Raw genomic sequence first — 13,409 nt, forward strand, 5'->3', positions numbered from 1 at the left:
CTAAAAATCAGTCAAACACATAAACCTTAAAAAGTTAGACTAGGAAGACACATATGAAATTAATTGAACTTAATATTCAAATAAAAAACCTCTTCACAGCAATATTACTATCAGGTGTAATTCTAGTCGCAGGCTGCAATGAATCAGCTGATTTACAGAGCAGCACTGATCCAAATATATACATTCAACAGAGTAAAGCATTCCTCGATGGGCATCAATTTAAATCCGCTTTTAATGCCGCAACTGAAGGGATCAATGCCGATCCTAAACGACTTGATAGTTATCTTATTTTAGCGTCAATACACCTACAATCAGGGCATCCCAAAGATAGTATTAAAGTGCTTGAAGCTTTTACTGGTAGTAAAAATGCCGAGTACTATTTTGCACTACTGGATGCCTACCAAATGTCAAACAAATTGATTTCAGCACAACAACTTATTGAGCAACAACAACAATTACTATCAACACAAGCACAGCGTTTACAGCTATCCGTTGCACAACAACTACTGCATACCGATGAGTTAGAACAAGCCAAAACAACGTTTAGCCAATTATTAGAAGATCCGGATTACAAAATTGAGGGTATGCTTGGCTTAGCAAAAATTGAAGTAGTCTCAGACAACGAAATTAATGCAATCAATATAATTGATAGTATCATCGACATCGACCCTAAAAACACAGACGCTCTCTTTTTAAAAAGTCTAATTTATATCAATATGGATGAGCTTACTAATGCTGAAGAAGCACTATCACAAACACTGGCTAGCCTTCCAAATGCTGATATATTTACGGTACAACGAATTAAAATATTTCAGAGCTTAGCGCATGTATTAACACAACAAGGGCGACTATCTGAAGCAAAAATATATACGCGTATTTTATCTGATGAATTCCCAATGTCAGAGTCACTGTCACTACAATATACTCAGGCACTTAACTTATTTCAAAATGAAGAGTTTTCAGCAGCTAAAGAAATATTATTGGAGATTTTAGATGGTTCTCCAGGGCATAAAAAATCAGCCGCCTTATTGGGATTAATACTTTACAATGAAGGTAATCCAGAAAACGCCGAAAAGTATCTCATAGATGTTGTTGATCCAGAAGTGTCTCCAACAAAACTCACAGAACTTTATGTTAAAACCCTATTACAACAAAATAAATATGACAATGTATTAGATCTACTTAAATATATACCCGAAACAAGTAGAGATACTGACACATGGATTCTTTATATAAGTGCTGCAATCCAGCAAAAAGAGTTTAGCAAAGCCAAAGAAGGTCTTGATAAAGCAATGTCATTAAACCCTAAGTCTGAGCGTGTTGCATTACTTGCATTCCTTTATTACAGCAACTTACCAGAACCACAGCCAAAGATGGCATTACAAACCCTATCTTCAAGTTTAACTTTTAATCCAGAAAGCCCCAAATTACAAACATTGTACATTCGACAACTACTTACACTTAATAAAACAACGGAAGTAGATAACTATGTTACAAGTTTAGAGGAAACATATAGTAAAAATACGAATACACAATTAATTATCGCGAGTTACTACATGTATCAACAGCGATTACATAAAGCAATACCAATAATAGAAAATATTTTGGTATCAGAGAAAGATAATATCCAAGCACTTTATACCTTGGCTAAAATCAATAATATAAATAAAAACTGGCAGCTATCTTTAAATAACTATAACGACATTATTAAGTTTTACCCTACTGAAATCACAGCCTATAAAGGAGCGATACTGAGCTTAATGAAGTTAAAAAAAGATCCCTTAAAGACAGCTGACTTCCTTCCCGAAAATTATAACGCTAGTGTATTAGCACTAACCTTAGCCCATTTAAGCCTACAACAAAATAGGCTTGATTTAGCTGATAATTATGCAAAAGAAGCAAACAATGAGTTGCCTAAAAAATACCAAGTAAACCTTGATGAATTAACGGTACAAATTGCTCTATTGAAAGGACGTACTGCTTTCATAGAAAAAGATTACCTAAAAGCGAGAGAAATAGTCACCTCAACAACTAAACATTATGTAAATAATGTCCGCCTCCTCAGTTTATTAACTCACATAGAGATCGCTTCAGGTCAATATAACGAAGCCCAAAGCCTAGCTGAACAAATAAACCAATTACTACCCAATAATTCATTAGCGACACTACTCAATTCACAAATATTGAATGCCAAAGGAGAAAAAAATAAAGCAATTAAGCTATTACATTCATACTGGAATAAAGTAAAAGATAGAAGCGTCGCTGAGCAATTATATTTACAATTAAAAACTAATAACTCAGAAAAAGCGTTCACGTTTCTTGATGAATGGCAAAATGAGTTTCCTGATAGCCTGATACCGACTCGTTATAAGGCTATTTACTTACAGGAACAAGGTGAAAATAAGCAAGCGATTGCCATCTATAATGCCATATTACAAAAAGCACCAAATGAGATAATCAGTTTAAACAATACCGCTTGGCTTTCTTTTGAAGCTGGTATTCCACAGGCTCTTTCTTTTGCTGAGCGAGCCTATAAATTAAAGCCCAATAATGCTGCCATTTTAGATACTTATGGTTGGATATTATTTCATCATGGCGATAAAAACCGAGGAAAAGCTTTAATCCAACAAGCCAGTAAACTATTGCCTAATGATAAAAACATTCAACAACATTTAGACGAGGTAAGTAAGGGGTAACTGTCGAAATAATTTACACAAATTTCAAGTAATCAAACTGTCAATATGTAGCACATTGAAAATTAAATAATATTAAAATTGGTGTGAAAAATGCTTAATATTGCATAGGTATATTTTTAAGGAAATAACCATGAGAACGATTATATCTCTACTAACAGCGTTATTTTTATTCGTAAGCACGACAACATCTGCAGTGTTACTTGAAGGTAAAATAGACTTCACTGGTCTATCAACGACTACCGACAATGGTTCAGCAGTAACGTCATTAATGTTCTCTACGTTTGAAATCGATGCGGTAACAGGTGATTTTATTCCAGCTGTGACGCCAGGTGATACAGTCATATTTTCGGATTTAGCCACCATAGTTCCAACAAATGATTTATGGCATATAGGAGGATTTGAATTTGACCTTGCTGCTATTACTATAAATACGATTGTGGGTAGTGTAGCTATCGTTGAAGGGGCTGGTTTTCTTTCAAAGGCTGGCTATGAAACAACGCCCTATAATTGGGCTTACAGTAGCAGACGAGGTAATAACTCCTTCTCTGCAACAGTATCTCCTGCCCCCCCTAGTATTATCCGAACTAGGAGTTCATTCCCACCGACAGTGGTTCCTGCGCCTGCTGGTGCAGCGCTTTTAGGTTTAGCTATTTTAGGCTTTGGATTCACTCGTCGTAATAATCAGGTGCAACACAACTAACCCTATACCAATTTATGCCCGTATAGCGTTGATAGGTAATAAGTCACTTGTTTTAATGGGAATGAGTTAATGGAAAAATATCAAGTCAAATTAATACTCAGTTTAGATTATGAGCTTTTTTTTGGTGATAGTACTGGCAGTATTGAAAACTGTATGATTAATCCGACACAACAGTTACTCCAATTATTGAATAAGTATAATTGTAAAGTCAGCTTATTTGTTGATGCAGGGTTTCTAGTTAAACTAAAAGCGCAATCTTTTGACTTTCCAGTTTTAGAAAAACAATATCAAACGATTAAAACACAATTAAAATCACTGTCATCACAAGGTCATGATATACAACTCCATATTCACCCTCATTGGCAGGATAGCTATTATAATGGTAATACTTGGGTAATTAATACTGAGCGCTATCGCTTGCATGATTTTAACCCAGAAGAGATCTATGACATAGTACAAAGCTATAAACAAGAACTTGAAGCATGCAGTGAACAAGCTGTATTCGCTTTTCGAGCTGGCGGTTGGTGTTTACAACCCTTTGAGCAAATCAAGTTAGCGTTAAAAGCGAGTGGCATTTGGTTAGACAGTACCGTGTTTTCTCAAGGACATTCAGATGATCCAACTCGCAGGTTTGATTTTAATACCACACCTAAGCAAGCATATTGGTATTTTGATAATGATCCTTTAAAACAACAACAAGACGGTTACTTTACCGAACTTCCCATCAGTGCGACTAAAACATCACCTCTATTTTTTTGGAAGCTCGCGCTTCGTAAAAAATTCTCCAGCCATTTATTTAGTTCCTTCGGCGATGGGCGAGCAATGATCGCAAGTCGCAGTTATTATATTGAGCGATTAACGAAAACAACTTACGGGCCAGTCATGATTGATGGATCTAAAGCAGGACAACTAGAGAAGGCATTTCAAGAACATCTAGAACAAGCAAATCAAGATAGTATTTTTAATATAATGGGGCACCCAAAAAGTTTATCCCCCTACTCTTTAATAAAATTAGAGCAATTTTTACAGCTACACCACGAACTAGATTCCATTACCTATCAAGATCTTAAACATCTTAAAAATACATTTATACCAGATCTCAATAAAAGGTGTTCATGAAGGCTCAGCTTAAATACCTAATGTTTACGTATAAGTTATCATTTTACGTCCTAAAAAAGCACCGAACGTTTCCACGCTAGTGCTTTATATACTGACAAATACTTATTGAAAGAGAAGTTTTACATGACTTAATCTAATTAAAACAAGTTTGTATTATCCGTAAACCATCAGCCGTTTACAATGTTACGTACAATAACTAGATCTTCTGGTGTATCAACGCCTGCAGCGGGTGCTTCAAGCGCTTCTTCAACATGAATTTTTTCACCATGCCAAAGTACACGTAATTGCTCTAACGATTCAATCTGCTCTAATTCTGTTTCCGCCCACTGAACGTAATCACGAATAAAACCAGCACGGTATGCGTAAATACCTATATGGCGTTGGTACACAGGCTTAATGTCTGTCACTGGCGTATGCATAAAGTTATCACGATGATACGGAATAGGTGCACGACTAAAATACAAAGCATAACCTTGCTTGTCCGTGACAACTTTAACCGCATTGGGGTTAAAGACTTCTTCCACATCGGTGATAGCAACAGATAACGTCGCCATACGCGCTTCGTTTTGTTTGCCAAGATTAGTCGCGACTTGCTCAATAATACGCGGTGGAATTAATGGTTCGTCACCTTGAACATTAACAATAATGTCATCATCATTAAAACCTAATTTACTACATACTTCAGCTAAACGCTCTGTACCTGAGTTATGCGTAGGTGACGTCATACAAACTTCGTAACCTAAAGCAGCAACCGCCTTTTCAATACGCATATCATCTGTAGCAACAACGACACGTGAAGCACCACTTTGCATAGCTTGTTCGGCAACACGTTGGATCATTGTTTTACCACAAATATCAACGAGCGGCTTACCGGGCAAGCGGCTAGATTGATAGCGTGATGGGATAATGACAATAAAACTCATTTAGCTAACTCTTCACTGCTTAACTGACGTGCTTTAACCTCAAGTAGTACTGGAATACCTTCCGTAATTGGATAAGCAAGACGATCTACATTACAAATAAGTTCATTGTTGCTTTTATCATAGTGCAGTTTTCCCTTACAAACAGGGCAAGCAATAATTTCAAGTAAGTTATGATCCAGAGTCATGGGTTAATTCCTTTAATTTTAATAATAACTGCGGTAAAAAATCGCTATCTAAACTTGCGTTTACCGGTAAATAATACCAATTATCTTGAGCAAAAGATTGACACTTTACAGCATCTTTCTCAGTCATAATAACGGTTCTGCCTGCTGCAAATTGTTCAATTTCAACGGCTGTAAAAGCGTGATGGTCAGGAAATGAAAGATATTCTTCAATCACATAATCGTGTTTATCTAATGTAGTATAAAAACGCTGAGGATTTCCAATACCAGCAATTGCAACCATAGATTTAGATTTATCCAATGTCACTAATTCATTATTTGTTACTCTACGTAATGGCGTTGCGACAAGGTTCATGTTTACTTCCCCAGCGAAGCCATTACCACCATTACAGATTACAAAATCAGCCGTATCTAGACGCCACGGACCTTCGCGTAACGGCCCCATGGGTAACAAATGACCATTACCTAAACGGCGTTTTCCATCGATGACAATTAATTCGATGTCTCGTTGCATAGCATAATGTTGTAAACCGTCATCAGTGATAATAATGTCTACATCAAAATGTGCTAACAAATATGCAGCAGCATCGGAACGAACAGGACTAATCACCAATGGACATCGAGTACGTTGTTGCAACATGAATGGTTCATCACCACTTTGTTCAACAGGTGAGTCCGAATTAACAATATATGGATATTGCGGCGCTTTAGAACCATAACCTCGGCTAATAATACCAGGCTTATATCCAGCGCTAGTCAGTTGCTCACACAAATAAACAACGAGCGGCGTCTTACCAGTACCACCAACCGTGATATTACCAACCACAATTGTCGGTACACTTGGCTTTATACTGGTCTTAATGCCGGATTTAAATAGCGCGCGACGACAGCATGTAATTGCCGCAAAAGTAACACTTAACGGCGCAAGCAGCCATTTAGCCCAATGGTTACCGTACCAAATATCCTCTTCTATTTTCACGCGGAGTCCTGTTTAGCCACCAAGTTGTAAACGGTGTAATTGTGCATAATGTTCACCTTTAGCAAGTAACTCGCTATGTGACCCAGTTTCAATAATAGAGCCGGATTCAATAACTAAGATTCGGTCTGCCGCTTCAATCGTTGATAAACGGTGAGCAATCACTAATGACGTTCTATCTTTTTGTAATACTTCAAGGGCTTGCTGTACTTTACGTTCTGATTCAGCGTCCAATGCAGACGTTGCTTCATCGAGAATTAAGATGGGAGCATCTTGTAACAATGCTCGTGCAATGGCCAGACGTTGGCGTTGACCACCTGATAGCATTGCACCGTTTTCACCAACTATAGTATCAAAGCCATTGTCAAAACCTTCAATAAATTCTAATGCGTTGGCTTTAGTCGCCGCTTCAATAATCTCTGCACGTGTCACTTCGTTAATACGGCCATAAGCAATATTAGCTGCGATCGAATCATTAAATAAATGTACATTTTGCGATACTAAGGCAATCTGGTTACGTAAAGATTTCAATTCATAGTCATGAAGAGGCATATCATCAATACTAATCTGACCTTTTTCTATTTCATAAAAACGCGTAATCAAACTGGCCAATGTTGATTTACCACTACCCGAGCGACCAACAAGAGCGATCATCTCACCGGGTTGTGCGGTAAAGTTCATATTCTCAATCAAGCGCGAACTCGCGGTTGGATAAGTAAAATCAACATTTGAGAAGGTAATTTTACCTGTAACACGTTCCGCTACATAGGTACCTGTATTTTTCTCTGCTTCGAGATCAAGAATATCAAATAAGCTGTTACATGCCGAAATTGCTCTTTGGATTTCAGAGTTGACGTTGGTAATATCACGTAATGGACGTAATAACGCCATCATAGAGCCGACAATGGCCACGAATTTACCTGGCGTAAGTTCCGCACGAATGGATTCAAAAGACGCAAGGTATAAAACAACACCAAGTGCAAATGAAGCCACGATCTGTACTAGCGCATTACTTGCTGCACCGGTTATCGCCATTTTCATTTGTTGCTGGCGAATATGGTTACTCACAATACCAAAACGTTCACGTTCTGTGTCATGCCCAGCTGACATTAATACGTCTTTATGACCATGTAACATTTGCTGCGCTGTTGATGACACATTACCCATAGCTTGCTGTAGACGTAGACTGATCACACGAAAGCGACGGCTCACAGTACCAATAATGATACCAACCAGTGGAGCAATAAATAATAAAACGAGGGATAACTGCCAGCTTTGGTAGAACATCCAAATAAGCAAACCAAGAATAAACGCACCACTACGGAACACGTTTACGATTGTTTTAGATGCTGCACCTGAAACTTGGCTGGAATCATAGATAATTTTTGATACTAATTCACCGGATGGGGTTTTATCAAAGAAGCTCACTGGTAAATGCATTAAATGATCAAATAACTGACGTTGTAAACGCATTACTACGGTATTACCCGCTTTCGCCATGCAATAACTTGAACCAAATGAAGCTAAGCCACGTAAACAAACCATACCGACAACAAAGAGTGGCATCCACTTTAAGAATGCTGACGTTTCAGCGTTAAAGCCATCATCGACAAGCGGCTGTAGAATATTAAGTAACGTTGCATCGACAATGCCGTAACCAAGCATAGCGAGGATACCAAAACCTAAGGTGGTTTTTAAGTCGAGAACATATATAGAAAATCGCTTGACGGTTTGCCAAGCTGTACGCTGTTGATCCATGAAAACTGTCTTGTTATTGAGATAGACAATCATTTTAAACCTAGGTTAACTAAAATACCAAACTTTCAATGCATAGAACCTCATAATAACTGTTTTTTAACCATATTAATAAAAAGGCTGCCCCAAATGGAGCAGCCTTTTAAATGATAATGATTAAGTCAATTAAAATAACAAACATAAGTTTACACCGCGTTATTTTTACCCACCTCTATTTGAGTAGGCTGACTTGGTGTTACGACTTGAGTATTACCGCCAATATTTAACAACCATGCTAGCGCTGGTAGGAAACATAAAGCACCAATCATATTCCAGATAAACATGAAAGTAAGCATTAAGCCCATGTCAGCTTGAAATTTAATGGGTGACAATACCCAAGTGCACACACCAATAGCCAAGGTAACACCAGTAAATGCAACCGCTTTACCGGTGCTGGATAATGCGTACTTATAAGCATCTTGTAAGTTATCACCCATTTTTAAACGGGCTGATAACTGACTATAAATGTAGATGCCATAATCCACACCAATGCCCACACCTAATGCAATGACAGGTAATGTGGCCACTTTAACGCCAATACCTAATGTAGCCATTAGCGCTTGGCCTAAGATAGAGGTCAGCGCTAAAGGCAAAATAATACATATGAGTGTTTTGACTGAACGGAATGTCAGGAAGCAAAGCAGCCCAACCACGCCATATACCCACATCAACATTTGATATTGTGCTTTCTCAATCACGCTGTTTGTCGCCGCTTCAATACCCGCATTACCAGCCGCCAGCGCAAAATTAACACCTTCAGTTTTATTCGCTGCTGTGTAAGCAGTGATATCAGCAATCACAGTTTCGAGTGTATTCGCTTTATGATCATCAAGATAAATAATAAGCGGTAACATACTACACGTATTATTCATAAACGCAGCAGGCGCGCGACCTACGGCAGCATTAAGTACTAATTGATTAGGACTTAATCCTTGCCATTTTGGATTACCTTCATTCATGCCCACAATAGCTTTTTTAGCAATCGTCGCTACAGAAAGCGTTGATTGCACACCTGGAATACCTTCAACATGTGCTTGTAATTGGTTTACTGCATTCAATGTATGGTAACTACTACATTGTTCTGCGGGGGTCTCGACCATTAACACCATGATGTCAGTGCTCGCTTGGTAATTATTTGCAACATACGCATTATCTAAATTATAGCGACTGTCAGCGCGTAATTCAGGCGCACCCGCGTCGAGATCACCAATTTTTAACGCTTGTCCTTGATACAAACCAACAGCAAGACAAACCACACCGAATATTAATGCAGACTTAGCCCATTTTGCATCCGCAAAACGGCTAAACACAGTGACAATTAGCGGCGTCTTTGATTGTTCAGCTAGCAAATATTTAATGCCCGCAGGAGACACTCCTGTCCAAGACATTAAAATGGGTAACAGCACTAAGTTAGTTAACAAAATAACCGCAACACCCACACTCGCTGCAGTGGCCAAATCTTGAATAACCTGAATTTCAATCACATTCAAGGTAATAAAACCAAGACCATCACTTAACAATGCAATTAGACCTGGAATTGCGAGAGATCTAAACGCAAGACGCGCAGCTTGTTCTGCTTTATTGCCAGCAGCCATATGTTGACCGATTGAACTAATTAACTGAACACCATGACTTACCGCAATCGCAAATACTAAAAATGGCACTAACATAGAGTAAGGGTCTAGGCCCTGCCCTAATAAGTTAAGTAATCCTAATTGCCAAATAACCGCAACCAGTGCACAAGTAACTGTCACTATCGTGCTTCTTAAGCAACGACTATAAAGATATAGTAAAGCGAAAGTAATGATAATGGCGGTGATAAAGAAGATAACGACTTCTGCAGCACCAGCAATAAGATCACCAACAACCTTGGCAAATCCTGTAATATGTACTTTAACGCCGTCTACTTCATATTTACTGCGTATGTCTTCTAACGTATTCGATAATTGATTATAATCTAAAGGTTTACCTGTATCCGGGTTTATGCTCATTAAAGGTAATAAGAATACCGCTGACTTAAAATCATCACCGACTAAATAACCAACTTGCCCAGATAGCATTACATTACGGCGTAATCGGTCTAGCGTGCGCTGGCTACCATCATAATCACTTGGTATAACAGTACCACCAACAAAACCGTCTTCTGTTACCTCAGCCCAAGTCACATTTGAGGTCCAAATTGATTTCATCCCAGAGCGATCAACACCCGAAATAAAAAACAATTCATCATTCAATGCGCGCATCCGTTCTTGAAAGTCCGCATTAAAGATATCGCCTTTTTCATTTTCAATAACAACGCGGACGCTATTACCTAAGCTGGCCAACTCTTGTTTATAATTTAAGTAGTTTTGAATATATTCATGCTGTACTGGGATCATCTTTTCGAATGATGCGCTCGGCCTCACTAAACTTGCGTTATAAGCTAAAAAAGCAGTGAGCAATACGATGAATGCAAACACCACATATTTAAAACCAAATAATTGTTTTTCGATCCAAATAGTTAGTTTTTCCATGTTATTTTAGACCTCCCTGTACTAATTCATTTTTCAGACTGCTTTGCCAACCACGGAGACCCGTTGTAACAACATTACCATCAATTACTTTAACTGATGTGATATCAATACGTTGATTCGATTTTGAAATATCATTAAAGACATGCCCATCATAAACGAGTTTTAGACCACCAGCCCCCACTAATAACAACTCCTTGCTATTTAGCCAGTCAGCAGAAAATATATGATTTGTCACGCCTGTATCTAAGCGCTGCCAAGTATCGCCTTGGTTTTTCGACGTAAACATGTTGCCACGTAATCCATAGCTGTAGAGTGTATTTCCTTGCACTTCGATACCAAATAATGACCCCGAGTAATCAATATCTAACGAACGCCAAGTTTGACCTTGGTCTGACGTTGCAATACCGAAACCAGCCTCACCAATAACATAAATATTCTTTTCTGCATCTGTTGTTAATGCATTAAGATGGAAACCTTCAGGATTCGGCACTTTAAAACCGATATATTCCCAGCTATTACCACCATCTTTAGTCTCTAACATTGCACCATAAGCGCCAATAACAAGGCCATAATCTGCTGAACTAAATAGCACATCAAAGAATGAAATTTCAATGCCAGAATTAGCCGTTAAATCTTCTAATTTATACGATGCATCATCAAGTTGCATTTCAATTTCATCCAGCATATCTTCATCGATACCCGCAACTTCGGCCCGTTCAAATGCAGCTGTTAACAATACAACTTGAGTCTCTAAACTTGATTTAAGTAGGTTTGTTAATTGAAGACCATCAAAAACCTTATTCCAATTATGACCACCATCCGTTGTTTTTAATATGACACCTTGATGACCCACAGCCCAAGCCACTTTCTCATCAATAAAATCAACTGCGGTTATCGTTGTTTGCACTGGCACGTTAGCCTGAAGCCAAGCGGAGTTACTATCCTCTCGAACCAAAATACGGCCGTACTCACCAACCAATATTTGTCGCTTAGCATAATTATCAATTTCTAAAAAAACACTTTTCTCTACAAGGCTATTCATTTCAGCCGCGACCAGTAGAACATTATTCTCTACATAACCGTTTGCTGTGTTTAGCGCTTGTTCCTCGCTTGCACTGTGTACAGGTAAACTTAATGTACATAACAGCGCCAACAATTTTTTGTCCATACTTGGCATTTGTACTCCCTAATCCCTTAAGTTTACGGCGTCTTTTCACTAAGACCCCAAATTTTCATCAAATGGTTATATAGCCGTCATTTGATGCAAACAATTCAACAGTTGTGAACCAACCAACAACTATTTACGAATGGTAATGTTCTCCTCGATATGCACCTGGTGTGACCCCTTTCCAGCGCTTAAAAGCACGAGAAAAATTGGCAACATTAGAAAAGCCCAATAAGTAACTTATTTCCCCCAAAGATAAAAGGTTTTGATTGAGGTGTTGCTCGGCTATTGTTTGACGAATATTTTCAACTAAATCTTTATAACTCGTCCCTGAATCATTTAATTTTCGCTGTAAGCTACGCTGACTGAAATTTAATTTTTCAGCCACCAGATCAATATTAGGTATGCCTGTCGCCATCCGTGAAACGACTTCTGAACGTACTTTACTTACAACATTATTACTCGTCAGCCCTGCGAGATAATCATCTGCCGCCTGATCACTTAATAACGTGAGATCAGGCGCAATATTAGGAAGGGGTTTTGATAACAATTCACGATCCATTACCAGCATAGATTTACTTGAACTAAATTCAATAGAGCATCCAGTATGGGCTTCAAATTGCTCGTGACAACGACTGTCGACAGTCGTATATATCTTGATTGGTGCAAAACCAGGATTAGATAGATCACGACATATTTTGATGATGGACAGCAGCATTGTTAATTCAAGTTGGGCACCGATACGATTAATATCGCTTTCGGTCTCATTCAGATTTAACGCGAGATAACAATACGTTTCATCTTCGCTTAGATTAATGCGGCATGTACTACTCAAAACACGATCATAATGAACTAAACGGGTAAATGCATCTTGTAAAGACGAGGATGCTTGTAATGCATAACCAAGCGCGTGAAACGTTGTCGCAACAATACATTGGCTAACTTTAATTGGTAAGAGTGGGTCATCTGTTAACACAACTGATTGCTCGAAAAGTTTATTACACAGACTAATCGGCACACGGCTGCCTACATGTGTAATGTCATTCATGTTAATGTCTGATTTAGACAGCAGTTCAAGAGGTTCAATACCTTTCCATTGCAAGGCTTTACAGAGCGCAACAAGCCAACCACCAATAACATCTCCTTGTCCGTCCATTGCTAGCACTCCTTTGCTTATATTTATTGCCGCTTTATTAATAATAGATGGTTTACAGATAGACTATCGATCAAAAACGCACGAATACATACAACAAATATTCCACACAGGCAACATATTCGCAACAAGGTTAATTCAAAAATAAGAGCTTAGTATCATAATAATTCAAACGTTTGATTAAATGA

10 protein-coding genes are annotated in these 13,409 nt (G+C 38.3%); 3 read left to right on the forward strand and 7 right to left on the reverse strand.

What is annotated here, in order from left to right; all coding sequences use genetic code 11:
- Window positions 1–53 precede the first annotated feature (53 nt).
- From HWV03_RS12665 to HWV03_RS12675, 3 genes are all read left to right on the forward strand, one after another.
- The gene (locus tag HWV03_RS12665; RefSeq protein WP_211676230.1) at window positions 54–2,696 is read left to right on the forward strand and encodes a tetratricopeptide repeat protein; all 2,643 of its coding nucleotides are present in this window, start codon (window positions 54–56) and stop codon (window positions 2,694–2,696) included.
- A 130-nt stretch (window positions 2,697–2,826) separates the two neighbouring features.
- Window positions 2,827–3,396, forward strand: a complete 570-nt coding sequence (locus HWV03_RS12670; RefSeq protein ID WP_211676231.1) for a hypothetical protein — start codon at window positions 2,827–2,829, stop codon at window positions 3,394–3,396.
- A 69-nt stretch (window positions 3,397–3,465) separates the two neighbouring features.
- The gene (locus tag HWV03_RS12675; RefSeq protein WP_211676232.1) at window positions 3,466–4,515 is read left to right on the forward strand and encodes a hypothetical protein; all 1,050 of its coding nucleotides are present in this window, start codon (window positions 3,466–3,468) and stop codon (window positions 4,513–4,515) included.
- Between the two features lie 167 nt (window positions 4,516–4,682).
- Here the strand turns inward: HWV03_RS12675 and kdsB are convergent, their stop codons facing one another.
- From kdsB to HWV03_RS12710, 7 genes are all read right to left on the reverse strand, one after another.
- Entirely contained in the window at window positions 4,683–5,438 is a 756-nt protein-coding gene (kdsB, locus tag HWV03_RS12680) for a 3-deoxy-manno-octulosonate cytidylyltransferase (protein ID WP_211676233.1), read from the reverse strand.
- A complete protein-coding gene (locus tag HWV03_RS12685) occupies window positions 5,435–5,623 on the reverse strand; it encodes a Trm112 family protein (protein WP_083543910.1) in 189 nt (62 codons plus the stop codon). Before HWV03_RS12685 ends, kdsB begins: the two co-directional genes overlap by 4 nt.
- On the reverse strand, window positions 5,607–6,599 hold the full coding sequence (gene lpxK / locus HWV03_RS12690) for a tetraacyldisaccharide 4'-kinase (protein WP_211676234.1): 993 nt from the start codon (window positions 6,597–6,599) through the stop codon (window positions 5,607–5,609). Before lpxK ends, HWV03_RS12685 begins: the two co-directional genes overlap by 17 nt.
- Window positions 6,600–6,611: 12 nt before the next feature.
- Window positions 6,612–8,387: a lipid A export permease/ATP-binding protein MsbA gene (gene msbA / locus HWV03_RS12695; RefSeq protein ID WP_211676235.1), complete on the reverse strand. Its 1,776-nt coding sequence runs from the start codon at window positions 8,385–8,387 to the stop codon at window positions 6,612–6,614.
- 149 nt (window positions 8,388–8,536) lie between these two features.
- On the reverse strand, window positions 8,537–10,903 hold the full coding sequence (locus HWV03_RS12700) for an efflux RND transporter permease subunit (protein ID WP_211676236.1): 2,367 nt from the start codon (window positions 10,901–10,903) through the stop codon (window positions 8,537–8,539).
- A gap of 1 nt (window position 10,904) precedes the next feature.
- A complete protein-coding gene (locus HWV03_RS12705) occupies window positions 10,905–12,080 on the reverse strand; it encodes a YCF48-related protein (protein ID WP_211676237.1) in 1,176 nt (391 codons plus the stop codon).
- 124 nt (window positions 12,081–12,204) lie between these two features.
- A complete protein-coding gene (locus tag HWV03_RS12710) occupies window positions 12,205–13,224 on the reverse strand; it encodes an AraC family transcriptional regulator (RefSeq protein WP_211676238.1) in 1,020 nt (339 codons plus the stop codon).
- Window positions 13,225–13,409: the final 185 nt, after the last annotated feature.

The organism is Moritella sp. 36 (assembly GCF_018219415.1).
GTDB lineage: Bacteria > Pseudomonadota > Gammaproteobacteria > Enterobacterales > Moritellaceae > Moritella.